Genomic DNA, 25,134 nt, shown 5'->3' on the forward strand with positions numbered 1-25,134 from the left:
CGTCCATCGCTCCCTCGGCAGCGCCTACCCGCACGAGGCCGAACTGCGCGCCTGGGGCGACAGCATCGTCCCGCCGAAGCAACTCACGGACTTCTACCGGAAGTTGCCCGCCCTCACGCCGCCCGGCGGGCCGGACGTCCGGCCGACCGCGCCGCAGCCGCAGCCGGAAGCCGGAAGCCTCCGCGGCTCAGCCGAGGTGGGCCCGCTCGGAGCGGCGGCGCTTGATGGTGCGGAAGCGCCGCGCGACCTGGCGGGCCAGGTCGGCGGCGCCGACCAGGCCGGCCTCGTTGCCGAGGGCCGCGTGCACGATCTGGGCCTCGGGGCGGAATCCGCGTCCGGTGAGGGTGCGGCGGAACGCCTCCTGGGCCGGGCCGAGCAGCAGGTCGCCCGCGTCCGAGACGCCGCCGCCGATGACGAAGCGTCCGGGGTCCAGCGCGGCGGCCAGGTTGGCGATGCCGACACCGAGCCAGTTGCCGATGTCGTAGAGCAGCTCGACCGCGACCGGGTCACCCGCCCGGGCCGCCTCGGTGACCAGTGGTCCGGTGATCCCGTCCCGGCTGCCGCCCGCGCGGGCGAGCAGCGGTTCGACCACCGGCGACTCCTCCTCGACCAGCGAACGGGCCTCCCGGACCAGGGCGTTGCCGGAGGAGTACTGCTCCCAGCAGCCCCGGTTCCCGCAGGGGCAGCGGTGTCCGCCCGGCACCACCTGCATATGGCCGAACTCGCCCGCCAGGCCGTACTTGCCGCGGTCGACGAACCCGTCCCGGACGACCGCGCCGCCGATGCCCGTGCCCAGGGTGATCATGACCATGTGGTCCTCGCCCCGGCCGGCCCCGAACCGCCACTCGGCCCAGGCGGCGGCGTTGGCGTCGTTCTCCACGATCACCGGGAAGCGGAACCGCTCGCTGAGGGCTTCCTGCAGCGGCTCGCTGCGCCAGTTCAGGTGCGGGGCGAAGAGGACCCGCGAGCGGTCCGCGTCCACCCAGCCCGCCGCGCCGATGCCGACCGCGTGGACGTCGTGCCGGTCGGCCAGCTCAAGCACCAGTTCGACGATGACGTCCTCGACCACCTTGGCGCTCTTGCTCTTGTCCGGGGTCTCGGTGCGCAGCCGGTCGATCACCTTGCCCTCACCGTCGACCACTCCGGCGACCACCTTGGTGCCGCCGATGTCCACACCGATGGTGGGCAGGCGCAGCACGCTCGCGGGCAGGGCCCGGCGCCGCCGGTCGGCGTTGCGCGGGCCGAGGCCGAAGAGGGTGGGCAGCACTGGCGGCCGGGCGGTGCCGCTCGGGATCACGGTCACGTCGGCGGACGCTCCTTCGGGTCGGTGCGGCCGAGCTCGTGCGAGAGCTCGGCCAGGTCGGATCCGCCCGCCATCTCGGTGGTGAGCTGTTCGAGGCTGATCTCCGAGCGCGGATGGCTACCCGCCATCCTCCCTCGTTTCAGCAGGGTGAAGTGGTCGCCCACCAGATAGGCGTGGTGGGGGTTGTGGGTGATCAGCACCACCCCGAGCCCGGCGTCCCGGGCGGCGGCCACGTACTTGAGCACCACGCCCGACTGCTTGACGCCGAGTGCGGCGGTCGGCTCGTCCAGGATCAGCGCCTTCGCGCCGAAGTGGACGGCCCGCGCGATCGCCACGCACTGGCGCTGTCCGCCGGAGAGGGTGCCGATCGCCCGGTCCACGTCGGGCAGTTCGATGCCCATCCGGGCCAGGGCCTCGCGGGTGATGGCCCGCATCCTGGGAATGTCGAGGCGGAACCGGCCGAGTTCGGCCCCGAGGAAGAAGTTCCGCCAGACCGGCATCAGCGGCACCACGGCGAGGTCCTGGTAGACCGTGGCGATCCCCCGGTCCAGTGCCTGCCGGGGCGAGCCGAGCCGGACCTCCTCACCGGCGATGGCGTAGCGGCCCTCGTCGTGCTGGTGCAGCCCGGCGATGATCTTGATCAGGGTGGACTTGCCCGCGCCGTTGTCACCCAGCACGCAGCTGATCTTCCCCGCCTCGACCGCCAGTGAGACGCCCTCCAGCGCGCGGACCGCCCCGTAGTTCTTTCCGACCTCGGTCAGTTCGAGCAGTGTCACCGGCCCGGCCCCCGTTCCGCCCGTCGCTTCACCCAGGAGTTGAGCAGCGCGGCCAGCAGCAGCATCGCGCCGAGGAAGAACTTGAACCAGTCCGGGTTCCACTGGGCGTAGACGATGCCCTTGCTGGTCATCCCGAAGATCAGTGCGCCGAGTGCCGAGCCGACCACCGAGCCGTAGCCGCCGGTGATCAGACAGCCGCCGATCACCGCCGCCACGATGTAGATCAGCTCGTTGCCCACGCCCTCGCCCGACTGCACGGTGTCGAAGGAGTACAGCAGGTGCTGCCCGAGCACCCAGGCGCAGAAGCCGACGCCCAGGTACAGGCAGGTCTTGGTCCGGGCCACCGGGACCCCGACCGCCCGGGCGGCGGCCGCGTCGCCGCCGACCGCGAAGATCCAGTTGCCGAAGCGGGTGCGCAGCAGGATCCAGCTGCCGAGCAGCACCAGGCCCAGCCACCACCAGACCGTGGCCTTCAGGGTGAGTCCGCCCACGGTGAACTGGGAGGCGAACAGCCAGTGGCAGGAGGCGAAGCCCTGCATGTCGGCGATCGACTTGGTGGAGACCGTGCCCGAGACCAGCTTGGTGACGCCCAGGTTGGCGCCGGTGAGCATCAGGAAGGTACCCAGCGTGACGATGAAGCTGGGCAGCCCGGTCCGGGACAGCAGCCAGCCGTTCAGTGCGCCGATCCCCAGGGCCACCGCCAGCGAGACCAGCGACCCGACCCAGGTGACCGCGGTGAGCTGGTAGGAGACCATCGAGGAGGTCAGCGCGGCGGTGGTCACCGCGACCCCGGCCGAGAGGTCGAACTCACCGCCGATCATCAGCAGGGCCACCGGGACTGCCATGATCCCGATCGTCGAGGCGGCGTAGAGCACGGTGCCGATCGAGGCGGACCGCAGGAAGCTCTCCGCCACCACGGAGAAGACGGCGAAGACCGCGACGGCGGCGAGCAGCGCGCCGAGCTCCGGCCGGGAGTGGTGCCGCCGCAGCGGGCGCTCGTGGGCGAGCACCTCGGTGTTCACCGGGTACCCCGGGCGACGTACTGGGCCAGGGCGCTCGCGTCGTCCTTGGTGAGCACCTGCGGTCCGGTGAGCACCGGTTTCCCGCCGCCGAGGGCGTCCAGGTTGTAGCGGTAGAGCCAGAGCAGGTCCACGCCCTCGTAGCCCTGGAGGTAGGGCTGCTGGTCCACGGCGAAGCCGATCGTGCCGCCCTGGAGGCCGGTCACCACCTGGCTACTGAGGTCGAAGGTGTCCAGCTCGACGCCGCGCCTGGCATCCTGGATCGCCTGCAGCCCGGTGGCGGCGAGCGGGGCGCTGAGGGTGAGGACGGTGTCCAGGGCCGGGTCGGCCTGGAGCTTGGCGGCGATCGCGGCCTTGGCGTCGGGCAGGTTGACCCCGTCCACGTACAGCGTCTGGAGCTGCCCGCCGAAGGAGCTCTTGGCCCCGGAGCAGCGCTGCTCCTGGCCGATGTTGCCCTGCTCGTGGATCACGCAGAGGACGTCCTTGCGGCCCCGGGTGCCCAGCGCCGTCCCGGCGGCCTGGCCGGCCGTGCTCTCGTCCTGGCCGATGTGGGTGAGGGCGCCGAAGCGGGACGAGAACTCCTGGCCGGAGTTGATGCTGATCACCGGGATGCCGGCGGCCTTCGCCCGGGCCAGCGGGGCGGCCATCGCCTCGCCCTTGGCCAGCGAGACCAGCAGCCCGTCGACCTTCTGGTCGATCGCCGCGTCGACCAGCTGGACCTGGCCCTGGGTCTGCGCGTCGTTGGAGTAGAGGAAGGTGATGTTGTCCTTGGCCGCGGCCTGCTCGGCGCCCTTGCGGACGGTGTCCCAGAAGGCGTCACCCGCGCCGGCGTGCGTGACCATCGCGACCGTCCAGCGCGGGGTGTCGACCGCGCCGCCCGCCTTGCTCGCCTCCCGGCTGCGGGCCTGTTCGGCGCGCAGACCGCCGGTACTGCTGCACCCTGCGGCCAGCAGGGCGAGGGCGAGGAGCGTCATTACGGTTCGTGGCATGCCTACCAGTGTCGGGGGGCGGCGGGCGGGTCGTCACGCACGCACCGCCGCCGAACCGCCGCGCGGGTGACGGTACGCCAGGTCCGCGCGATGCCCCGTGAGGCCAGGACCCGTTAGACGTACCGGTACTGGCGAGTGGCAGACTTGTCCCCGCACCAAGCCGGTTCCCAGCAAAATGTGACGTTCCTCTCAGCTTCCCATCAGGTTTAAGAAGAACTGATCTCACGTTCGAGACCGTCTGATCCCATCGGAGAGCGTGCCGGGCTAGCGGAGCCCGGTCAGCCTGCAACCCGGATACGAGAAGTAGATGCAACTGACTGGTAAGCCATTTCTGATCCTCACGATCATCCTCGTGCCGATCTCGATCGCGGTTGCCATGCTGCTCTGGGGGCGGGTGCGCGGACCCAAGCCGCTGCAGTTCCTGACCCGGCTGATCATGATTCTGTTCGCCCAGATCACGGCCGTGCTGATGGTCTTCGTGCTGGTCAACAACGCCAACCTGATCTACGGCAGCTGGGACGACCTGCTCGGTACCGGCAACCACATCCGGGCGGTGCCGACGGTGCCGAAGGAGGACCCGAACGCGGCGCCGGACCAGGCCACCAAGGACCGGCCCAAGGTCATCCAGCAGTTCAAGTCGGTCGACGACCCGAAGGTCCCCAAGGACGTCAAGACCACCGACCTGAAGGGCCAGCTGTCCGGCGTGGACGGCGAGGTCGTGGTCTGGACCCCGCCGCAGTACGACGACCCGGCGTACAAGGACAAGAAGTTCCCGGTCGTCGAGCTGCTGCCGGGCTGGCCGGGCTCCTCCTCCACCTGGTACGGATCGCTGCACGTCACCACCAAGCTGAAGCCGCTGATGGAGAGCGGCCAGGTCGCTCCGTTCATCCTGGTCTCCCCGCGCACCCTGCTGCTCGGCAACACCACCGACACCGGCTGCGCCGACGTCCCCGGCAAGGTCAACGCGGAGACCTGGCTCACCCGGGACGTCCCGCAGATGGTCCTGGACAACTTCCGGGTGGACGAGTCCGCCGACCGCTGGGCCGTGGCGGGCTACTCCGCCGGTGGCCACTGCGCCGAGAAGCTGGCGGTGGCGCACCCCAACCGCTACCGCGCCGGCATCAGCCTCTCCGGCTACAACGACCCGGCGGCCGAGGACGCCTCGCTCACCGCGAAGGACCCCCACCTGCGCGAGATCTCCAACCCGCTGAACATCCTGAAGACCGCTGCCACCCCGCCGAAGGTCGCGCTGTTCCTGGCCGGCAACAAGGGTGACGGCTACGAGTCCGGTCTCGCCGTGAAGGCCGCCGCCAAGGCGCCGACCACGGTCACCGTCCAGGAGATGACGGGCCCGCACACCACGGACGTCTGGAGCAACATGCTTCCCGAGGTCTTCAAGTGGCTGACGGGGATCATCCCGGTCCAGCACTGACCCGGAACACGGGAGGGGCCCGCCGAATCGTTTCGGCGGGCCCCTTCTGCGTTCCCAGACCACTTCCAGGTCCGGTTCATCGGCCGTCCAGCGACCCCAGCCGCCACTCAGCCGACTCCGGGACCGGCCGAGCCGGTCCCGGAGAGCGGTTCGAGCGGCCCGAGGTAGCGGTTCGAGCGGTTCCGGGCGGTTCCGGGCGGTTCCGGGCAGCGGCTCAGTCGAGTCCGGGGAGCCGGCGCTTGCCGCGTTGGCGCCGAGGCCACGGGAAGAGCCTGAGGGAACGTTTCGCCGCCAGGTCCTCCATCCACCCGAAGCAGAGGACGAACAGCGCGATCAGCGGGAGCGCGATCATCAGCGGGAACCAGTGGCTCCGCAGCAGCCACTGCCCGTGCTGGAACATGAAGTCGACGTCCCAGAGCCGGTCGATGATCGGGATGGCCAGCACCAGCGCGGTGTTGTGCCACAGGTAGACGCTCACCGCCCGCGCGTTCAGCAGGCTGATCAGGCCGTTCCAGCGTTCCAGCGGCCGGGGCCAGCGCTCCCAGGACGGGCTGAGGTGGAGCAGCAGCAGGACGAAGCCGAACGACCAGACCGCCTGGGCGATCGGCACGCTGTCCAGGTCGCTGGGGACGGTCGGATCGTCCACCGGCCTGCTGAGCAGCCACCAGATGCCGGCCACCATGATCAGCGGTGCCATCGACGGAGCCAGGTACTGCGGCAGCTTGCGCAGCAGCCCCTCCTGGTGGGCCATGCCGAGGATCCAGCAGGAGCCGAAGGTGGTGAAATCGGTGACGGTCTCCCAGATCCGCCCCTCCTGGTCGAACAGGCCGGAGTTGATCAGGATGGAGAGCGCGAGCGGGGTGAACACCGTGATCCACGGCTGCCTGCGCAGCGCCTTCAGCATCAGCGGCGAGAGCAGCACGTACCAGAGGTAGGCGCGCAGGTACCAGAGCGGCACCGCGATCTGCTCGGCCCAGGTCGGCTCGACCACGCCGTGGAAGCCGTGCAGGTTGTCGCCGAACGGCGGGGTGCTCAGCGGCAGCACCCAGAACGCCAGCTTGCCCCACCACCAGGCCGGGTGGCCCTCGGAGTTCGGGCCCCAGCCGTCGAGCACCATGGCGGTGATCAGAACGGCGCCGAACAGCCACATCGGCGGCAGCAGGCGGCGCAGCCGTCCCCGGATGACGCTGAGCGCCGGACGGCTGAGCGAACGGGCCATCAGCGACCCGGCCAGCGCGAACATCACGCCCATCGACGGGAAGACCAGCGGCAGCCAGGCCCAGCCGAAGTTGTGGTACAGCACCACTCGGCCCAGGGCCAGCGCCCGCAGCAGGTCCAGGTAGCGGTCGCGACCGCCCTTGCGGGGTGCCGGGGCCGGTTCCGCGCCCTCCTCGACCGGCAGCGCGTCGGGTCGCTGCCGGGGTATGCGCAGCTGGATGGTCTCGGAGTGCAGATCCGGGGCGAAGGCGTACGGCTCGGAAGCGGACATGGTCAGACCTCCACGATCGGTGCCGCGACCTCACCGGTGCGCCGCAGTTTCTGCCAGCGCAGTCGGCCGCCGGTCACCGCCGTGATCGAGGACTGCAGCAGGACCAGGTACATCAGCTGCCGGTAGACCACCTGCTGGACCGGCAGGGTGACCAGGTGCCAGGGCTTCTCGCCGTCCAGCCGGAAGGCGTACCAGGCGAGGCCGCCCTGGACCAGCAGCACGGCGGCCCAGGCGCCGAGGGTGCTCGGGGCGTCCACGAAGAACACCCCGTAGAGCAGGAAGAGGTCGATCAGCGGGGCGAGCAGCGGGGCCAGCACGCCGAAGAGCACCACCAGCGGCAGGCCGACCCGGCCGAAGCGGCCGGCCGGGCCCCGGTCGAACACCGCCCGGCGGTGCTTCCACATCGCCTGCATGGTGCCGTAGCTCCACCGGTACCGCTGCGACCAGAGCTGCTGCATCGAGGCCGGGGCCTCGGTCCAGGCCCTGGCCCGCTCGGCGTAGACGACCCGCCAGCCCTGGCAGAGCATCGCCATGGTGATGTCGGTGTCCTCGGCGAGCGTGTCGTCGCTCATCCCGCCGACCTGGACCAGGGCGCTGCGGCGGAACGCGCCGATGGCCCCGGGGATGGTCGGCATGATGTTGAGCGAGTCGTACATCCGGCGGTCGAGGTTGAAGCCCATCACGTACTCGATGTGCTGCCAGGCCCCGATCAGGGTGTCCCGGTTGCCGACCTTGGCGTTCCCGGCGACCGCGCCGACGCCCGGGTCCGCGAACGGCTGGATCAACTCCCGTACGGTGGACGGCTCGAAGACGGTGTCGCCGTCCATCATCACCACGATGTCGTGGGAGGCGTTGGCGATGCCGTTGTTGAGCGCGGTGGACTTGCCGCCGTTGGGCTGGCGGATCAGCCGGACGTTCGGCAGCGCCATCTCCTCGACGATCTCCGAGGTGCCGTCGGTGGACCCGTCGTCGATGACGATGATCTCGATCGGATGGTCACTGGCCGCCAGTGAGACCAGGGTGTTGGCGATGCACTCGCGCTCGTTGTAGGCGGGGACCAGCACCGTCACGGGGCCGGTCACCGGTGGCCCCCAGGAGAAGTCCGGGCGGCGCGCGCGGCGGGCGTGGCGGGTGGCCAGCACCAGCATCAGCGCGAACCGGGCGAAGACCAGCGCGCCGGTCACGGCCAGCAGGCCGACCAGCCAGGGCAGCACATGGACCGCGATCTGGGTGCAGAGGATGAACGCCTTGCCCGCCCAGAGCTGGTAGCCGTGCACCGGGACCATGGTGTCGGAGGCGCCCAGGGCCTCACCGATGCTGGCGAAGCGGTAGTTCTGGGCCTGCAGCCTGTCGATGATCTGGCCGAGCGCCGCCACCGTCTGGGAGCGGTCGCCACCGGCGTCGTGCAGCAGCACCAGCTCGCCCTTGCCGGGCACCTTGGGCATCGCCGTCTTGACGATCTCGTCCACGCCGGGGCGCTTCCAGTCGTCGGTGTCCGAGTCGATGAAGGCGGTGAGGTAGCCGCGCTTGCCGATCTCCTTGGTCACCGGCCAGGTCCAGTCGTCCAGGGCGTCCGCAGTGGAGGAGTACGGCGGCCGGAAGAGCGAGGAGTGCACGCCCGCGACGCCCGCCAGCGCCAGCTGGGTCTGGCCCAGCTCCCAGGCGAGCCGGGTCTTGGACTGCAGCGCCAGGTCGGGGTGGGTGAAGGTGTGCACGCCGATCTCGTTGCCGCCGGCCACGATCCTGCGGATCAGGTCCGGGTTGTGGGCCGTCATCGAGCCGGTGACGAAGAAGGTGGCGTGGATGTGGCGGGCCGCCAGCAGATCGAGGATCTTCGGCGTCCAGACCGGGTCCGGGCCGTCGTCGAAGCTCAGCACCACGGTGTGGTCCGGGACGGAGTAGCTGACGGGGTGGTCGTTCTTCGCGCCTCGGGCGTCGATGATCGGACCACCGGTCAGCAGGTTCGGCGGCACCGTGGTCTTGTCGACCGAGACGGCGATCCGCTCGTCGTGGAAGACCTCGTTGGTGGCCATGCCTCGCAGCACGAGCATGGCGAGCAGGCAGACCAGCAGGGTCACCGGGAGGAAGAAGCGCAGGGGTGGGGCGGCAAGCCGACGCGGCCGAAGGATCGACTGCCGACGGCGCTGATGGCGGGACATGGGTACCTGGATCCGGAACGGGACGAACGGGACGTCGGTCAGTGGTGGCTGGGCTGGACCGTGGATTGCGGCTTCGCCGCGTGGGTACCGGTCGTTGCGCCGGCGGAGTGGCTCGGGTGGGCACCCGAGGCGGCCGGTTTCCCGGTGGCCGCGGGAGTGCCGACGGGTCGCGCACTGCCGGAGGCCGAGGCGCCGACGCCCGGGTGACCGATGACCGGGTGACCGGACGCCGATGCCGAGCCGGTGGCCGGTGGCGGGCTCCCCATCGGCGAGCCGAGAGCGACCGGCAGCCCGGTGGCACTCGGCCAGGGGCTCGCGATGGTGCTGGACGGCTGGGGTGGCACCTGGAGCGCGGGGGCCTGCGACTGCAGGCCGATGAGGCTGCTGGTGAGCGCCGCCGCGACCATCGCGCTCGCGAGGCCGACCAGCCAGCCGAAGCCGCGCATCCGGCGCCCGCGGGTACCGGACTGGTCGACGAAGACCGGGGAGTGGCTCGCGGCCGGGGCGGCTGATCCGGTCTCAGGACGCTCGGATCGGAGAAGTGGTGGTGCCACCGAGGGCGGGCCTTTCCGAAGAAACGTGGAGCAGTGTCTGCTGCAAGGGAGGACGGTAATGCACTCTCATTAACCGAATCTGGGACAATGTTCGATTTGAGTGGATCTGGGCACCTCTTGTGACCTGATCGCAATTCCTCCTGGAACATGACACTTCGCAGGCCGGTCCGACGACCTCATAGGATGCGCGGAAGCCCACCGACGCAGTCGGCCCGAACATCCCGCCCAGGAACGGCCACCCTTGATCAGAAGCGCTCTCGCCGCCCGCGGACTCCCGTACCGGAACCGCCGTGCGGTCGCCCTGGCCGTCGTCGCCCCACTGCTTCTGGCGGCGTGCAGCACCGGTGGCGGTGGCACCACCGCGGCACCCACCAGTGCGGCCGCCGGCCCGACGGCCTCGCCGTCGGCCCCGCCCTACGACGCGTCAGCCCTGCGCAGGCCCGGCGGACGGCTGTTCGGCGTGGCGTCCGACGGGACGGTCGGCGATCTCGCACCGGTCACCGCCTTCGCCGCCAAGGCCGAGCGCCAGCCGGACATCCGCGAGTACTACCAGGAGTGGGGGGACGACTTCGACCCGGCGGGCAACACCAAGCTGTGGCACAACGGCCAGGTCCCGATGCTCAGCTGGGTGCCCGAGCAGGCGCCGCTCGCCCGGATCGCCTCGGGCGGCGAGGACGCCTACCTGGTCAGGTTCGCCCAGCAGGTCCGCTCGTACCAGGGCCCGCTGGTGATCAGCTTCGCACCCGAGATGAACGGCGGCTGGACCGCGTGGGGTCCCGGCCACGCCACCCCCGCGGACTTCGTCAGCGCCTGGCGGCACATCCACGACGTCTTCCGGGAGCAGGCCACCACCAATGTGATTTGGGTCTGGACCCCGCACGTCGGCGACTCGGGCACACCGGCGGCGCTGCGCCCGTACTACCCCGGTGACGACTACCTCGACTGGGTCGGCCTGATCGGCTACTACGGCCCGCAGGACGGCAGCGACTACCGCACCCTGTTCACCCCGACCATCCGCACGGTCAGGTCGTTCTCCGGGAAGCCCCTGCTGATCGCCGAGACCGGGGTGGCCGAGGGCCCGCGCAAGGTCGCCCAGATCGACGACCTGTTCGGCGGCGCGGCGGCGAGCGACGGCCTGATCGGACTGGTCTGGTACGACCTGCGCAGGCAGTGGCCCGGCAGCAAGCAGCCGACCGACTGGCGGGTGGACAGCTCGGCCGCGTCCGTCGCCGAGGTGGTCAAGCAGGCCGCCCAGCAGAAGTTCGGCTTCCGGATAGCCCCCTGACGCATCGTCAGCAAAACAGACCCCCGGGCGCGAGGTTATCGGCCCCGGGGGTGCGGCGACCTGTCGGCTAGGCCAGTTCCAGGGCCAGGTAGAAGTCGACCCGGTCCTCCAGGCGGGAGAGGTCGCGGCCGGTCAGCTCCTCGATCCGGCCGATCCGGTACCGCAAGGTGTTGACGTGGACGTGCAGTTGGGCCGCGCAGCGGGTCCAGGAGCCGTCCGAGCGCAGGAACGCCTCCAGGGTGCGGACCAGGTCGGCCTGGTGCTCGATGTCGTAGCCGATGACCCGGTCGAGCAGCCGGCTGCGGAAGGCACGCCGGACCTCGTCCGGGACCGCCGCCAACAGCAGGACGTGCGAGGCGAGTTCCTCCGGTCCGGCGACACAGACCCGGCCGACCCGGGCGGCGGCGATCCGGCGGGCGTGTCTGGCCTCCTCCAGGGCGCCGCGCAGGCCACCGGCCTCCGAGGCGGGGGCGGAGACGCCGAGGGTGATCCGGCCCTCCGAGCCGAGACCGGCCTCCAGCGGGGCGAGCAGGTCGCGCAACGCCTCGGCGGGAACGCCGGATTCGAGGACCGGCAGCACCACCACGGCACCGGTGCCCGCACCGGCCACCAGGGCGCGGTCGGTCGCGTCGGTGAGAGCTTCCTCCAGGATTGAACGCACCGCCCCTTCGGGTAGGCCTGTCCCTTCGGCGCTGAGCACCAGCCAGCTGCCGTCCGGCTCCATCGGCTTCTGCTCGGGACCCTCGTACCGGGCGGCCATCGCCGAGGAGGCGTACAGCGTCCTGCTGATCTCGGCCGGGTCGGCGTCGCGCTGAAGGAGCGTCAGCACCTCGTCGGCGAGGCGGCGGCGCAGCCGGCGGCTCTCGTCCCTGCGGGTGCGCTCGGCGGCGACCAGCCGGGCCAGGTTCTCGGCGAGCTGCTGGCGCTTGGCGGTCCACTCGGTGACGTCACCGGCCACCGCGAGCACCCAGTCGGCGAGCGGCGACTCGGTCTCCGGGGTGGCGGAGGCGGGCAGCAGCGAGTACGAGCCGGTGGCCAGCCGGGCCCGGTGCGGGGGTCGGCGGCGCTGGCGCTGGGCGGCGAGGTGGGCGCGGACCAGCTGGTCACGGTCCTCGGCACCGAGCCGGTCGGCCGGCCCCGCGATCACCCGTGCGGTGGGGGTGAGCACCCAGCAGTCCAGGTCGAGGTCGCCGCCGAGCAGGTCGAGCACGGCGTCCAGGCCGCCGCCGCCCGCCGCCGAGACCAGCAGCCGGTGCCGGTCGACCAGGGCGGCGAGGTCGGCGGCCCGGTCGGCCGAGACCTGGCGGCCGATGAACTCGGTGAGGGTGCTGAAGGCGATGTCGTCGGGGACCGCGAGCAGCGGCATCCGGTGCCGGCGGCAGGCGTCCACCAGGTCCTCGGGGACCGGTCCGACCTCGGCCTCGCCCGCCGCCAGGGCGACCGCGCCACCGGCCACGATGGTCCGCACGAAGCGCTCGGAGTCCTCGGGTGCGGTCCGCCAGAGCATGCCGGTGAGCACCAGCTCGCCGCCGAGCAGATAGCGGCCCGGGTCGTGCAGGTCCGTGGTCATGACACCGCTGACCTGCCGGTCTAGCTCGTCCTCGGCCGCGAGCAACCGCAGCCGCGGGGCGCCGGGGGCGAGCAGGTCACGGACGCGCATCCGCAGACTCCTTCGTCTGAATGGGGGTGAGGGGCTCACAGTGTGCCCGAGATCCGATGGTCGGTGTTACGTATCAACCGGCGCCCGGGTCACGGGCCCATAGCTTCGGAATCACGGCCGGATTACGGTCGTAGTTAGCAGTGGACACTCCGCTGTACAGGGCAATTGTCCGCCTTAGAGGAACGTACAGGATGTCCGGCAGGAGCAAGGCAAGGGCTTCATGCCATCGGTGACTGCCAGTGGGCCCCGTCACAGCGGTTCACTGGCCACACGCCGCCGGACACACCCCGGTGACCAGGACTCGACCCGTCGGCAACGAGGCGGTGGCACGGTCCGGAACACCGAGTTCGGGCACTGTGCCCACAGTCTGGTTGGCGACGACTTGAGGAGACACCCGCATGGAGTTCCTTCGGCCCGCTACCTGGGACGAGGCGCTCGCGGCGAAGGCTGAGTACCCGACCGCGCTGCCCATCTCGGGTGGTACGGACGTGATGGTCGAGATGAACTTCGACGTGCACCGGCCATCCGCGATTCTCGACCTGAACCGCATCACCGAGCTCACCGAGTGGTCGATCGACGGCGACGTGGTGAGGCTCGGCGCCTCCGTTCCGTACTCCCGGATCATCAACGAGCTGTCGGGTCCCCTCCCCGGCCTGGCGCTGGCGGCGCACACCGTCGGCTCCCCGCAGATCCGCAACCGTGGCGGTGTCGGCGGCAACCTCGGCGCGGCCTCGCCCGCCGGCGACTCGCACCCCGCGCTGCTCGCCGCCGGACGTGACGTGTTCGTCGAGGTCGCCTCGGTCCGCGGCACCCGGATGATCGCCATCGACGACTTCTACGTCGGGGTGAAGCGCAACTCGATGGAGCAGGACGAGCTGATCCGCGCGGTGCACATCCCGGTCGCGGACGGCCCGCAGCAGTTCTCGAAGATCGGCACCCGCAACGCGATGGTCATCGCGGTCTGCGCCTTCGGCTTCGCGCTGCACCCCAAGAACGGCACGGTCGGCACCGGTATCGGCTCGGCCGCCCCCACCCCGCGCCGCGCCGTCGAGGCCGAGCAGTACCTGCAGGGCGTGCTCGCCGAGCGCGGGCTCTGGGAGTCGGGTGACCTGCTCGGCACCGAGGTGATCCAGAAGTTCGGCGAGCTGGTCAAGGCCGCCGCGTCCCCGATCGACGACGTCCGGGGCACCGCCGACTACCGGCGGCACGCGCTGGCCGTGATGGCCCGCCGCACCCTCACCTGGACGTGGAACGACTACAGCAAGCAGATCAGGAGCGCGGCATGAGGGTCACTTTCACCGCCAACGGCAAGCCGGTGGAGGCCGACGACGTCTGGGAGGGCGAGAGCCTCCTGTACGTGCTGCGCGAGCGGGTCGGCCTGCCGGGCTCGAAGAACGCCTGCGAGCAGGGCGAGTGCGGCTCCTGCACCGTCTACCTGGACGGCACCCCGGTCTGCTCGTGTCTGGTCGCGGCCGGCCAGGTGCAGGACCGCGAGGTCCGCACCGTCGAGGGCCTGGCCGAGGAGAACGGCGAGCTGGGCCTGGTCCAGCAGGCGTTCATCGACGCCGGCGCGGTGCAGTGCGGCTTCTGCACCCCCGGCCTGCTGGTGCAGACCGACGCGCTGCTGGAGACGGACGCCCAGCCGAGCGACTCCGACATCCGCGAGGCGCTGTCGGGCAACCTGTGCCGCTGCACCGGCTACGAGAAGATCATGGACGCGGTGCGGCTCGCTTCCGCCCGCAAGTGCGCTAAGGCGGCCTCCGAATGAACGAGCGTAGCGAGCGAATCATCCAGCACAGCGCTTGGCGAAGCCACCGCACGAGCGAAGCGAGGGCGGGAGGACTGAGCACTCGCACCATCCAGGGCCAGAAGAACCTGCAGGACATCCGGCAGGCCAGCAAGGACGGCATCGGCGGCTCGCCGCTGCGCCCCGACGGCACGCTGAAGGTCAAGGGCGAGTTCGCGTACTCGTCCGACATGTGGCACGAGGACATGCTCTGGGGCATGGCGCTGCGCTCGCCGCACCCCCGGGCCAACATCCTCTCGGTGGACATCTCCGACGCGCTCAAGGTCCCCGGCGTCTACGCGGTGCTGACCCACGACGACATCCCGGGCACCAAGTACTACGGCCTGGAGATCCAGGACCAGCCGGCCCTGGCCATCGACAAGGTCCGCTACCACGGTGAGGCCATCGCACTGGTCGCGGCGGACCACCCGGAGACGGCCCGCCGCGCGGTGAAGAAGATCAAGGTCGAGTACGAGGTGCTCACCCCGATCGTCACCGAGGAGCAGTGCCTCAACCCCGAGGTGTACGGCTACGTGCACGAGCCGCACGAGTACAAGTCGCACGGCTCCGGCAACATCGTGCACTCGCAGAAGCTGGTCTCCGGCGGCGGTGTCACCGACGAGATCCGCGCCCTGGCCGACGTGATCATCAAGTCCGACTACGAGGTCGGCATGCAGGACCAGGCCTTCCTCGGCCCGGAGTCCGGCCTCGCGGTGCCCGCCGAGGACGGCGGCATCGACCTCTACATCGCCACCCAGTGGCTGCACGTGGACCGCCAGCAGATGGCCCCCGTGCTCGCCCTGCCGGAGGAGAAGGTCCGCCTCACCCTCGCCGGGGTCGGCGGCGCCTTCGGCGGCCGCGAGGACCTGTCGATGCAGATCCACGCCTGCCTGCTGGCCCAGCACACCGGCAAGCCCGTCAAGATCGTCTACGCCCGGGACGAGTCCTTCTTCGGCCACGTGCACCGCCACCCGGCGAAGATGACCTACGAGCACGGTGCCACCCGCGACGGCAGGCTGGTCTTCGCCGACGCCCGGATCGTGCTGGACGGCGGCGCGTACGCCTCCGCCTCCCCCGCCGTCGTCGGCAACGCGGCCTCGCTGGGCCACGGCCCGTACGTCATCCCGAACGTGCGGATGGAGGCCATCGCCCTCTACAGCAACAACCCGTCCTGCGGCGCCATGCGCGGCTTCGGCGCGGTGCAGGCGGCCTTCGCCTACGAGTCGCAGATGGACAAGCTGGCCGCCGCCCTCGACATGGACCCGGTCGAGCTGCGCCAGCTGAACGCGATGGCCGAGGGCGACTACATGCCCACCGGGCAGCAGATCGACTCACCGGCCCCGGTCGCCGAGCTGCTCCAGCGGGTCAAGGACATGCCGCTGCCGCCGCCGCTGGACCTCGACAACCTCGACATCCGGCAGATCCCGGGCGCGCTGTCCAACACCTCGCACGGTGAGGGCATCGTCCGCGGCATCGGCTACTCGGTCGGCATCAAGAACGTCGGCTTCTCCGAGGGCTTCGACGACTACTCCACCGCCCGGGTGCGGATCGAGGTCATCGGCGGCGAGCCGGTCGCCATGGTGCACACCGCGATGGCCGAGGTCGGCCAGGGCGGCGTCACCGTGCACGCCCAGATCGTGCGCACCGAGCTCGGCGTCGAGCAGGTCACCATCCACCCGGCCAACACCGAGGTCGGCTCGGCCGGTTCCACCTCCGCCTCGCGCCAGACCTACATGACCGGCGGCGCGGTGAAGCTGGCCGCCGAGGCGGTCAAGCAGGCCGTGATCGACAAGGGCCGCCGCCGCTACGGCTGGACCCAGAGCGACCTGACGCTGATCGGCGGCAAGGTGGTCTCGGAGTCCCAGGGCGCGCTGATCTCCGTCGTCGACCTGCTCGGTGACGAGGCGATCGACCTCACCCGTGAGCACCACCACCGTCCGACCGTCCCGTTCGACAAGGAGACCGGACAGGGCTTCGGCCACGTCCAGTACACCTTCTGCGCCAACCGCGCGGTGGTCGACGTGGACGTGGAGCTCGGCCTGGTGAAGGTGGTCGAGCTGACCGCCGCCCAGGACGTCGGCAGGGCGCTCAACCCGCTCTCGGTGGTCGGCCAGATCCAGGGCGGCTGCACCCAGGCCCTCGGCCTGGCCGTGATGGAGGAGATCATCGTCAAGGACGGGAAGGTGCGCAACGCCTCCTTCACCGACTACCTGATCCCCACCATCCTGGACACCCCGCCGATCCCGGTGGACGTCCTGGAGCGGCCGGACCCGCACGCCCCGTACGGGCTGCGCGGCGTCGGCGAGGCCCCCACCGTCTCCGCCACGCCGTCCATCGTCGCCGCGATCCGCGCCGCGACCGGTCTGGCGCTCAACCGGATCCCGGTCCGCCCCGAGCACCTGACCGACACGCTCTGACGACAGACCTCCCCGGGGCGGCGACCGTCTTCCCCGCCGCCCCGGGGGTGCACCACCCATTTCTCCGGGAACACGCAATGCCTGCCACACCCCTTATCCGCTGCCTCTCCCACGCCGGGGTTCTGCAGCGGTGCGCACCACCCTCGCACCGCAGGCACCGAAGAGTGCCCTCGTGAGTCGAGCAGTCCCCCTGCGCCAGACCCTCAACTGGCAGTCAGGTCGGCTCGCCCACCCCAACCCCCTTTGACACTTGGGAGTGGACATGACCCGGATCCCCACGGAGACCGGCACCACTGAAGACGACAGACCCGCCACCGACGACTCCCTCACGTCGTCAGTGGCACCCCCACCGAAGAACGCGCTGGACGCCTACTTCAAGATCTCGGCACGCGGCTCGACCTTCGGCAACGAGCTGCGCGGTGGCCTCACCACGTTCATGGCGATGGCCTACATCATCCTGCTCAACCCGATCCTGCTGGGCGGCGCCGACAGGACCGGCGCCCACATGGACCACGCACAGCTGACCACCGCGACCGCGCTCGCCGCCGCGGTCACCACCATCCTGATGGGCGTGGTCGGCAACGTACCGCTGGCCGTCGCCGCCGGGCTCTCGGTGTCCAGCGCGCTCTCCGCGATGGTCGCCCCGCACACCACCTGGCCGCAGGCCATGGGCCTGTGTGTGATCTACGGCCTGCTGATCGTGCTGCTGGTGGTCTCCGGTCTGCGCGAGAAGATCATGAATGGCATCCCGCTGCCGCTCAAGCACGCGATCACCATAGGCATCGGCCTGTTCGTCACCCTGATCGGCCTGTTCAAGGCCGGCTTCGTGCACCACGGTCCGGACCCGTTCGGTCCGCCGGTGTCGCTCGGCCCCAACAGCGAGCTGTCCGGCTGGCCGGTCCTGATCTTCTCCCTCACGCTGCTGACGATCTTCGTCCTGCTGGCCCGCAAGGTCCGCGGCGCCATCCTGATCGGCATCGCCGGCGGCACCGTGGTCGCGTTCGTCGTGAACGCGGTCGCCGACCTGCCGGCGAAGACCTGGAGCAGCTCCGTCCCGACCTGGCCGGGCAGCCCGGTCTCCACGCCCGACTTCGGGCTCTTCGGCCACCTCGACCTGTTCGGCGCCTTCGGCAGCAACGGCATGGGTGCGATCAGCGCGACCGTCGCGGTCTTCACCCTGGTGCTGGCCGGCTTCTTCGACGCGATGGCCACCATCATCGGCGTCGGCACCGAGGCGGGCCTCGCCGACAGGCAGGGCCGGATGCCCGGTCTGTCCAAGGCGCTGTTCATCGACGGTGCCGGCGGCGCCATCGGCGGTGTGTCCGGGGCCTCCGGCCAGACGGTCTTCGTCGAGTCCGCCACCGGTGTCGGTGACGGGGCCCGTACCGGGCTCGCCTCCGTGGTCACCGGTGGGTTCTTCGCCCTGATGCTGTTCTTCTCCCCGCTGGCCGGCATCGTCCCGGTCGAGGTCGCCTCGGCCGCCCTGGTCGTGATCGGCTCGATGATGATGAGCCAGGCCAGGCACATCGACTGGGCCGACCGCGAGGTGGCCATCCCGGCCTTCCTCACCTGCGTCCTGATGCCCTTCACGTACAACATCACCGCCGGTGTGGCGGCCGGTGCCATCTCGTACACGGTCATCAAGGCCGGTACCGGCAAGTGGCGTGAGCCCGGCCCGCTGATGTGGGTCCTGACCGCCGTCTTCGTGGTGTACTTCGCGCTCAGCCCGATCAAGTCCTGGCTGGGCGTCCACTAGTACCACCCGCCGTGGTGCGGGGGCCGAGGCTCCCGCACCACGGCGATCCCCCATCCCCGACCCGTGTGAGGAGCCCCCGACATGCAGGACATCGCCGAGCAGTTGCAGAGCTGGCACGCATCCGGGCGCTCCTTCGCCGTCGCCACCGTGGTCGGGGTCTCCGGCAGCGCACCGCGCGACCCGGGGGCCGCACTCGCCGTGGACGCCTCCGGCGAGGCGATCGGCTCGGTCTCCGGCGGCTGCGTCGAGGGTGCGGTGTACGAGCTGTGCCAGCGGGCCATCGCCTCCGGCGAGCCGGTGCTCGAACGCTTCGGCTACAGCGACGAGGACGCCTTCGCGGTCGGCCTGACCTGCGGCGGCGTCCTGGACGTCTTCGTCCAGCCGATCACCCCCGGCGCCGACGCCGCGCTGGACGCCGGGATCACCTACGTCGCCTCCGGTACCCCCGTCTCGCTCGCCCGGGTGATCGACGGGCCCGCCGCACTGCTCGGCGCCACCGTCGCCGTCACCGCCGACACCCACCACGGCTCGCTCTCCCCCGCCCCCTCGACCACCGCCGCCCTGGAACGCGCCGTGGTGGCCGAGGCCAGGGCCATGCTGGACGCCGGACGCACCGGCAGGGTGGTCCTCGCCCTGGACGGCCGTCCCTGCGACGAGGACGAGCAGGGCACCGTCACCTTCTTCGTCGAGTCCTACGTCCCCGCCCCCCGGATGATCGTCTTCGGCGCGATCGACTTCGCCGCGGCGGTGGTCCGGATCGGCAGGTTCCTCGGCTACCACGTGACCGTCTGCGACGCCCGGCCGGTCTTCGCCACCAGGCGCCGCTTCCCGGACGCCGACGAGGTCGTGGTCGACTGGCCGCACCGCTACCTGGACTCGCAGCTGGAGAAGATCGACGGCCGTACCGTGCTGTGCGTCCTCACCCACGACGCCAAGTTCGACATCCCGCTGCTGGAGCGCGCCCTGCGGCTGCCGGTCGGCTACGTCGGCGCGATGGGCTCGCGCCGGACCCACCGCGACCGCAACGCGAAGCTCCGCGAGGTCGGCCTCACCGAGGCCGAGATCGGCCGGCTGCGCTCCCCCATCGGCCTGGACCTCGGTGCCCGCACCCCCGAGGAGACCGCCGTCTCGGTCGCCGCCGAGATCATCGCCCACCGCCGGGGCGGCAGCTGCCTCCCGCTCTCCACCGGCAACGGCCCCATCCACCACGACCTGACGCACACCGACGGCAACCGGCGGACCAGGCCCCGGCCCCACGCCGCGTAGGCGCGAGCACGCACCCCTTCGCAGCCACGGACCCCGCTCGGAGTCGGCGGAGCGGGGGCGGCCCGGCGCTTCCCCTCCGGGCCACCCCTGCGGGTGGGTGGATCACAGGGCCTTGAGGCCCGCCAGCAGTTCCCGGCCGCCGGGGCTGCCGAAGCCGGTGCAGGCGTCGAAGCCGGGCCCGGAGGCGAAGGCACCGTTGCTGCCCGCGCTTCGGGTACGGGGCAGTCAAGAGCTCCGGGCCGCCCTTCGGGCGGACGACGGGAGTTGGGAGACGGGCCCTCGGGGCGCCGCCCCGTCGCGGGCCCGGCCGGGCGGGGCCGGCCCGTGCCACAGGGCCGGACCCGCGGGTGGCCGACGCCGTGTCAGCCCACGTTCAGGCGGGCGGCGCGGCGGAGCAGGGCCGGGGAGAGCCGGCCGAGCAGCCGGGCCGCCTTGGCCTCGAAGGTGACCGGGACGACCGGCTTGCCGGTGCGGACCGCGCGGAGGATCTCGGCGGCGACCTTCTCGGGCGGGAAGCCCCGGCGGGCGTACATCCGGGAGACCCGCTGCTGCTTCGCGGCCTGCTCGGCCGGGGTGAGGCCGGAGAAGGTGGACGTGCGGGTGATGTTGGTGTTGACGATGCCGGGGCAGATGGCGGAGACCCGGATGCCGTGCGGGGCCAGTTCGGCGCCGAGGCACTCGGAGAGCATCAGCACGGCGGCCTTGCTGGTGGCGTACGCGGCGAGCACCTTGGAGGGCAGATAGGCGGCGGCCGAGGCCAGGTTGACGATGTGGCCGCCCTGGCCGCGCTCGGTCATCAGGGTGCCGAAGGCCCGGCAGCCGTGGATGACGCCCCAGAGGTTGACGTCCAGGACGCGCTGCCACTCCTTCTCGGTGGTCTGCAGGAAGGTCCCGGAGTGGCCGATGCCCGCGTTGTTGACCACCACGTCCGGTACGCCGTGCGCGGCCGCCACCTGCTGGGCGAAGGCGTCCACGGCGGCGCCGTCACTGACGTCGAGCAGGTAGGCGGTGGCCCGCCCGCCCACCAACTCGCACAGTTCGGCGGTGCGTTGGGCGGAGGGCAGGTCGAGGTCGGCGAGCGCGAGGGCGGCGCCCCGTTCGGCGAAGGCGAGCGCGGTGGCGCGGCCGATGCCGCTGCCCGCGCCGGTGATCACCACCAGCCGGCCGTCGTCCGGCGGTCCCTGGACCTCCCCGGCGGCGGTGCGGGCGACGAAGTCGCGGACCAGCCCGGCCACCACGGGCCCCTGTTCCAGCAGCGCGGACCAGTGGGTGGCGTTGACGGTCCGGCGGGTGAGCCTGGGCACCCAGCGCTCCAGCCCCTCGGAGAGGAACTCCCCGACGTAGTGGTCGCGGGCCAGCGTGACGAGCTGGACGGGCACCTCGGTGGGCCTCTCGCGCGGGTTGCGCAGGGTGGGCCGCATGTTGGCCCGGTACAGCTCGATACCGCGCACCGCGTCCTGCTTGAGGGTGGCCTGCGGGTGGCCGGGGCGCTCCGTGACCTCCTCCAGGTCGCGCAGCACCCGCGGCCAGGCGCGGGCCAGCCAGAGCCGCCAGGTCGCGGGGGCGAGGAAGGGCAGGTGGAAGGCGGTGATGTACCAGGAGTGGGCGCCCTGGACCAGGAGTTGCTTGACGTGCCGGGGCGTGGGCCGGCGCATCCGGTGGCGGATCCAGTGGCCCAGGTGGTCGAGCGAGGGCCCGGACATGGTGGTGTAGGAGACGATCCGCTGCTCGGCGCCGGGTGCGGTGACGGCCTCCCAGGACTGCACCGAGCCCCAGTCGTGCGCCACCACGTGCACGGGCGCGTCCGGGCTGACGGCGTCGGCGACCGCGAACAGATCCGCGCCGAGCAGCTCCAGCCGGTACCCGGCACGGGAGTGCGGCACACCGGACTCCCCCGCGCCCCGGACGTCGTAGCGGACGACGTGGTGGTCGGCGGCCAGCTCGGCGGCGACGTCGTCCCAGACCACATGGGTGTCCGGGTAACCGTGCACCAGGATCACGGTGGGGTCGGCCGGGTCGCCCTGCTCGAAGACGGCCAGCGGGAGGCCGCCGGAGTGGACGGTCCGGCGGCGCTCCGGTACCGAGGACGACGGGTGCGGGTGCGGGTGCGGGTGCGGTGAAGGAGCGGCCCGGCGAATCCGGCGGTTCCTCATCGGGCGGTCTCCTTCTGCCGGGTCCACCGGCGTACGTGCGGCAGGTCGTCGTCGAGCCAGTAGGCGTCGTCCTCGGTGACCACCAGCAGCTCCTCGAACTTGATGCCCACCTCGCGGAAGCCGATGTGCGGTTCCACCGCCCACAGCCCGGGAGTCGGGGCGTGCCGGGAGGAGCGGCCGTCCGCCCAGAGTGGTGAACGGCCGTGCAGGCGCTCGCTGATCAGCTCCCGGCCGAGGGTCTGCAGGGTGCGTACGCCGAAGCCGAAGACGTTCACCCCGGCCGGGCCGCGCGCACTCGTCCTGGTCACCTGGTGGCCGATCACCCGGCCCGGGTAGACCCGGTGGCGGTTGTCGTAGCCGTGCGCGGCGATCTGGGCGTCCACGGCGGCGTAGACCTCGTCGAGCGGCCGGCGGGCCCGCACCTCGCGCAGGATCAGCTCCCGGTAGACCTGGAGGTCGGCGGCGAGCCGGTCCCAGATCGGGTTGTCGCCGACCTTGCCGCCATAGCCGATGTCGGCGGTGTAACCGTCCACGATCGGGGCGCAGTCGAGGACGTAGGGCATGCCCTCGGCCAGCCGGCGGTTGCCGGCGAAGAACTGCAGCGGGGTGTGGAAGTGCCGGAAGGCCGTACGGTCGCCGAACCAGGCGAACGGGACGTGGAAGAAGTCCTGGACGCCCGCCGCGACCAGGCAGCGGCGCAGCTCGGCGGTGGCCTGGCGCTCCGTGACTCCGGGCTCGATCCAGGCGGCCACCTGCTCGGCGCAGTGGTACGCGAGTTGCTGGGTCTCCCGGAAGCGGTCCAAATCACGGTCGTCGTAGGGGAAGCGCGGCATGGTCGGGCTCCTCACAGATCGAGGACGAGTGTCTCGCCCTCGGCGGCTCGGGAGACACAGGGCAGCAGGGCACCGGCGGCCCGCTCCTCCTCGGTGAGGCGGCGGTCGCGGTGAGCAGGTGCACCGGAGAGCAGCTGCACCCGGCAGGTGCCGCAGAAGCCCTGGTGGCAGGAGTACGGCAGTTCGGGACGGACCTCGCGGACCACGTCGAGCGCCGATCGGTCGGCGGGGACTGGCAGTTCGGGCCCCTCAGCGCCGAGCCGGACCGAGAAGGGCCGGCCGTCGACGATGGGTGCGGCACCGAAGCGCTCGAAGTGCAGGGACCGCGCGGGCGAGGCGTCGAGTGCCCGCTGCACCGCGGCGAGCATCGGCGCGGGGCCGCAGCAGTAGACGGCGGCGCGGGCCGGGGCGTGAGCGAGCAGGGCGTCCGCCGTGGGGACTCCGTGCTGCTCGTCGGTGAGCAGCGTGACCCGGCGCGGGCCGAGGGCGCGCAGCTCGTCCGCGAACGGCATCGCGTCGGCGCTGCGTCCGGTGTGGACCAACCGCCAGTCGAGGCCGAGCCGGGCGGCCTCGCGGGCCATCGGGAGCAGCGGGGTGATCCCGATGCCGCCGGCCAGGAACAGCACGGCGGGCTCGGCGCAGAAGGCGAAGCCGTTGCGCGGGCGGCGGGCCGTCAGGCGGGCACCGACGTGCAGTTCTTCGTGGATCTCCACCGAGCCGCCGCCACCGTCGGCGATCCTGCGGACCGCGATCCGGTACACCCGATCCTCGGTCGGGTCCCCGCAGAGGGAGTAGTGCCGCTCGCGGCCGGAGGGGAGGGTGAGCAGCAGCCGGGCGCCGGGCTGCCAGCCGGGCAGCGGGGTGCCGGAGGGGTCGGCGAGGTGCAGTTCGACCACCCCGGTGGCGATCGTCTCGTGCCGGGTGACCACCAGCTGGAGCAGTGGGGTGGGGCCGGGCTCGGCACGGCGGGGGTTCCGGCGGAACAGCGGGCTGCCCATCGCCGGGGTGTAGCGGTCGCCGAAGGCGGTGATCCGCTGGATGTAACGGTCCGGCCGCGGACGGCCGTAGAGGTCGGGTGGCGGTGTACTGAGATCCATCCGGGCGGCTCCGGGTCGAGGCAGGCAGACGGGCAGACAGGGACAACTCATCAGGGACACGGGCAATGCAGCACCCCAGGAGCGCAAGCGATACAGCAGCTTTCCAGGGGACGCGAGCGATACAGCTTTCCAGGGGCGCGGGGAACTGCGCGAAACACCCCGCACAGCCGGTCACCCGCACCCGACCGGGCAACGCCCCACCCCCGGAAGCACGTTCAGCGCGTGGCGGCGCTGCGGGCGGCCGGGGAGGTGGCGAGGTAGCTGAGGGCCTGGCTGGAGGAGCCCTCCTGGGTGGGGTGGTAGCCGGGCCGCAGGTAGCGCAGGCCGGAGCGGATCGACCGCACCGGGTCGGGCAGCAGGCCGCGCCGGGAGTTCAGCCCGGCCTCGCGCCAGGTGGGCCGGATCCGCCCCTGGAGGACGGGGTCGGCGGCCAGCAGGAAGCGGACCCCGCGCACCCAGAGGTGGACCAGCAGCGGCCCGGACACCGCCATGCCCCGGACCCGCCGCAGGTAGCCCGGGTCGAGGTGGACCATCAGGTCGAAGGCGACGCTGCGGTGCTCGACCTCCTCGGCACCGTGCCAGCGCAGCAGGTCGAGCATGGTCGGGTGGGCCTTGGCCCGGTCCAGCCCGGGCGAGTTGAGCGCCCAGTTGCCGAGGAAGGCGGTGAAGTGCTCGATCGCGGCGACGAAGGCGACCCGCTCGATGATGTTCTCGCGGCGCTGGCGGGCCGTCAGTCCGGTCTTCTCACCCAGGATGCGGTGGAACAGCCAGCTGACCTGGCGGACGTAGGGGCGCGGGTCGAGGCCCTGGGTGAGCAGGTGGTCGAGCACCTCCTGGTGGGCCTCGGCGTGGATCGACTCCTGCCCGATGAAACCGAGCACCTCCTCGCGCAGCTGCTCGTCCCTGATCATCGGCAGCGCGTCCTTGAAGACCCGGATGAACCAGCGCTCGCCCTCGGGCAGCAGCAGGTGCAGCACGTTGATGGTGTGCGTGGCCATCGGCTCGTCGGGGATCCAGTGCAGCGGCAGCTGCGACCAGTCGAACCGGACGTCCCTGGGTTCGAGCACCAGGCTGTCGTGCACGGCGGGCGGGGCGGTGGAGGGCGCGGTGGGGCGGGGCATGGGGAGCCTCCTGACCTGCGGGTGACGCGGCGGTTACCG

General features: G+C 71.5%; 19 protein-coding genes. 7 read left to right on the forward strand and 12 right to left on the reverse strand.

Annotated features, from left to right (window positions below):
• Positions 1-187: 187 nt before the first annotated feature.
• From UK12_RS00440 to UK12_RS00455, 4 genes are read right to left on the reverse strand one after another with little or no spacing between them, the layout of a single operon-like run.
• Positions 188-1,303, reverse strand: a complete 1,116-nt coding sequence (locus UK12_RS00440) for an ROK family glucokinase (protein WP_331386628.1) — start codon at positions 1,301-1,303, stop codon at positions 188-190.
• On the reverse strand, positions 1,300-2,079 hold the full coding sequence (locus UK12_RS00445; RefSeq protein ID WP_045298150.1) for an ATP-binding cassette domain-containing protein: 780 nt from the start codon (positions 2,077-2,079) through the stop codon (positions 1,300-1,302). Before UK12_RS00445 ends, UK12_RS00440 begins: the two co-directional genes overlap by 4 nt.
• Positions 2,076-3,101 carry an ABC transporter permease gene (locus UK12_RS00450; protein WP_045298151.1) on the reverse strand — a complete coding sequence of 342 codons (1,026 nt, stop codon included), beginning with the start codon at positions 3,099-3,101 and terminating at the stop codon, positions 2,076-2,078. The genes UK12_RS00445 and UK12_RS00450 overlap by 4 nt, the downstream gene beginning before the upstream one ends.
• Positions 3,098-4,087: a substrate-binding domain-containing protein gene (locus UK12_RS00455; RefSeq protein ID WP_045298153.1), complete on the reverse strand. Its 990-nt coding sequence runs from the start codon at positions 4,085-4,087 to the stop codon at positions 3,098-3,100. Before UK12_RS00455 ends, UK12_RS00450 begins: the two co-directional genes overlap by 4 nt.
• Positions 4,088-4,439: 352 nt before the next feature.
• Here UK12_RS00455 and UK12_RS00460 point away from each other — a divergent pair, with 352 nt between their 5' ends.
• Positions 4,440-5,519, forward strand: a complete 1,080-nt coding sequence (locus UK12_RS00460; RefSeq protein WP_197084429.1) for an alpha/beta hydrolase — start codon at positions 4,440-4,442, stop codon at positions 5,517-5,519.
• Between the two features lie 214 nt (positions 5,520-5,733).
• Here UK12_RS00460 and UK12_RS00465 read toward each other — a convergent pair whose 3' ends face one another.
• From UK12_RS00465 to UK12_RS00475, 3 genes are read right to left on the reverse strand one after another with little or no spacing between them, the layout of a single operon-like run.
• Positions 5,734-7,008 carry an acyltransferase family protein gene (locus UK12_RS00465; RefSeq protein WP_082119169.1) on the reverse strand — a complete coding sequence of 425 codons (1,275 nt, stop codon included), beginning with the start codon at positions 7,006-7,008 and terminating at the stop codon, positions 5,734-5,736.
• A gap of 2 nt (positions 7,009-7,010) precedes the next feature.
• Positions 7,011-9,167 (reverse strand): bifunctional polysaccharide deacetylase/glycosyltransferase family 2 protein, encoded by a 2,157-nt coding sequence (locus UK12_RS00470; protein WP_045298157.1) that lies wholly within the window; start codon positions 9,165-9,167, stop codon positions 7,011-7,013.
• Positions 9,168-9,205: 38 nt separating this feature from the next.
• On the reverse strand, positions 9,206-9,721 hold the full coding sequence (locus tag UK12_RS00475; protein ID WP_156178472.1) for a hypothetical protein: 516 nt from the start codon (positions 9,719-9,721) through the stop codon (positions 9,206-9,208).
• Positions 9,722-9,962: 241 nt separating this feature from the next.
• On the opposite strand from UK12_RS00475, the gene UK12_RS00480 reads away from it, so the two are divergent.
• Complete coding sequence (locus tag UK12_RS00480; protein ID WP_052681280.1) at positions 9,963-11,006, forward strand: glycoside hydrolase family 26 protein; 1,044 nt, start codon at positions 9,963-9,965, stop codon at positions 11,004-11,006.
• Between the two features lie 67 nt (positions 11,007-11,073).
• Here the strand turns inward: UK12_RS00480 and UK12_RS00485 are convergent, their stop codons facing one another.
• Positions 11,074-12,666 carry a PucR family transcriptional regulator gene (locus UK12_RS00485; protein ID WP_045298161.1) on the reverse strand — a complete coding sequence of 531 codons (1,593 nt, stop codon included), beginning with the start codon at positions 12,664-12,666 and terminating at the stop codon, positions 11,074-11,076.
• A gap of 398 nt (positions 12,667-13,064) precedes the next feature.
• On the opposite strand from UK12_RS00485, the gene UK12_RS00490 reads away from it, so the two are divergent.
• The 5 genes from UK12_RS00490 (at position 13,065) to UK12_RS00510 (ending at position 19,891) form a co-directional block, all read left to right on the forward strand.
• The gene (locus UK12_RS00490; protein ID WP_045298163.1) at positions 13,065-13,952 is read left to right on the forward strand and encodes an FAD binding domain-containing protein; all 888 of its coding nucleotides are present in this window, start codon (positions 13,065-13,067) and stop codon (positions 13,950-13,952) included.
• On the forward strand, positions 13,949-14,434 hold the full coding sequence (locus tag UK12_RS00495) for a (2Fe-2S)-binding protein (RefSeq protein WP_045298165.1): 486 nt from the start codon (positions 13,949-13,951) through the stop codon (positions 14,432-14,434). Before UK12_RS00490 ends, UK12_RS00495 begins: the two co-directional genes overlap by 4 nt.
• Positions 14,431-16,869 (forward strand): xanthine dehydrogenase subunit D, encoded by a 2,439-nt coding sequence (pucD, locus tag UK12_RS00500; RefSeq protein ID WP_082119170.1) that lies wholly within the window; start codon positions 14,431-14,433, stop codon positions 16,867-16,869. The genes UK12_RS00495 and pucD overlap by 4 nt, the downstream gene beginning before the upstream one ends.
• A gap of 262 nt (positions 16,870-17,131) precedes the next feature.
• Positions 17,132-18,625, forward strand: a complete 1,494-nt coding sequence (locus UK12_RS00505) for an NCS2 family permease (protein WP_045298167.1) — start codon at positions 17,132-17,134, stop codon at positions 18,623-18,625.
• 81 nt (positions 18,626-18,706) lie between these two features.
• A complete protein-coding gene (locus UK12_RS00510) occupies positions 18,707-19,891 on the forward strand; it encodes an XdhC family protein (RefSeq protein ID WP_045298169.1) in 1,185 nt (394 codons plus the stop codon).
• Between the two features lie 362 nt (positions 19,892-20,253).
• Here UK12_RS00510 and UK12_RS00515 read toward each other — a convergent pair whose 3' ends face one another.
• The 4 genes from UK12_RS00515 to UK12_RS00530 all read right to left on the reverse strand — a co-directional run bounded on the left by UK12_RS00515 (position 20,254) and on the right by UK12_RS00530 (position 25,095).
• The gene (locus UK12_RS00515) at positions 20,254-22,044 is read right to left on the reverse strand and encodes an SDR family oxidoreductase (protein WP_082119171.1); all 1,791 of its coding nucleotides are present in this window, start codon (positions 22,042-22,044) and stop codon (positions 20,254-20,256) included.
• The gene (locus UK12_RS00520; RefSeq protein ID WP_045298171.1) at positions 22,041-22,877 is read right to left on the reverse strand and encodes a M24 family metallopeptidase; all 837 of its coding nucleotides are present in this window, start codon (positions 22,875-22,877) and stop codon (positions 22,041-22,043) included. Before UK12_RS00520 ends, UK12_RS00515 begins: the two co-directional genes overlap by 4 nt.
• Positions 22,878-22,888: 11 nt before the next feature.
• Complete coding sequence (locus tag UK12_RS00525; RefSeq protein ID WP_045298172.1) at positions 22,889-23,974, reverse strand: PDR/VanB family oxidoreductase; 1,086 nt, start codon at positions 23,972-23,974, stop codon at positions 22,889-22,891.
• A 215-nt stretch (positions 23,975-24,189) separates the two neighbouring features.
• Positions 24,190-25,095 carry a metal-dependent hydrolase gene (locus UK12_RS00530; protein ID WP_045298174.1) on the reverse strand — a complete coding sequence of 302 codons (906 nt, stop codon included), beginning with the start codon at positions 25,093-25,095 and terminating at the stop codon, positions 24,190-24,192.
• Positions 25,096-25,134: the final 39 nt, after the last annotated feature.

Source organism: Saccharothrix sp. ST-888 (genome assembly GCF_000955975.1).
Classification (GTDB): domain Bacteria; phylum Actinomycetota; class Actinomycetes; order Streptomycetales; family Streptomycetaceae; genus Kitasatospora.

Coding starts and splice junctions, on each gene's coding strand:
- UK12_RS00530 (WP_045298174.1), bottom strand. CDS start 25,095: ATGCCCCGCCCCACCGCGCCCTCCACCGCCCCGCCCGCCGTGCACGAC.
- UK12_RS00495 (WP_045298165.1), top strand. CDS start 13,949: ATGAGGGTCACTTTCACCGCCAACGGCAAGCCGGTGGAGGCCGACGAC.
- UK12_RS00490 (WP_045298163.1), top strand. CDS start 13,065: ATGGAGTTCCTTCGGCCCGCTACCTGGGACGAGGCGCTCGCGGCGAAG.
- UK12_RS00485 (WP_045298161.1), bottom strand. CDS start 12,666: ATGCGCGTCCGTGACCTGCTCGCCCCCGGCGCCCCGCGGCTGCGGTTG.
- UK12_RS00455 (WP_045298153.1), bottom strand. CDS start 4,087: ATGCCACGAACCGTAATGACGCTCCTCGCCCTCGCCCTGCTGGCCGCA.
- UK12_RS00515 (WP_082119171.1), bottom strand. CDS start 22,044: ATGAGGAACCGCCGGATTCGCCGGGCCGCTCCTTCACCGCACCCGCAC.
- UK12_RS00510 (WP_045298169.1), top strand. CDS start 18,707: ATGCAGGACATCGCCGAGCAGTTGCAGAGCTGGCACGCATCCGGGCGC.
- UK12_RS00525 (WP_045298172.1), bottom strand. CDS start 23,974: ATGGATCTCAGTACACCGCCACCCGACCTCTACGGCCGTCCGCGGCCG.
- UK12_RS00520 (WP_045298171.1), bottom strand. CDS start 22,877: ATGCCGCGCTTCCCCTACGACGACCGTGATTTGGACCGCTTCCGGGAG.
- UK12_RS00470 (WP_045298157.1), bottom strand. CDS start 9,167: ATGTCCCGCCATCAGCGCCGTCGGCAGTCGATCCTTCGGCCGCGTCGG.
- UK12_RS00465 (WP_082119169.1), bottom strand. CDS start 7,008: ATGTCCGCTTCCGAGCCGTACGCCTTCGCCCCGGATCTGCACTCCGAG.
- pucD (WP_082119170.1), top strand. CDS start 14,431: ATGAACGAGCGTAGCGAGCGAATCATCCAGCACAGCGCTTGGCGAAGC.
- UK12_RS00505 (WP_045298167.1), top strand. CDS start 17,132: ATGACCCGGATCCCCACGGAGACCGGCACCACTGAAGACGACAGACCC.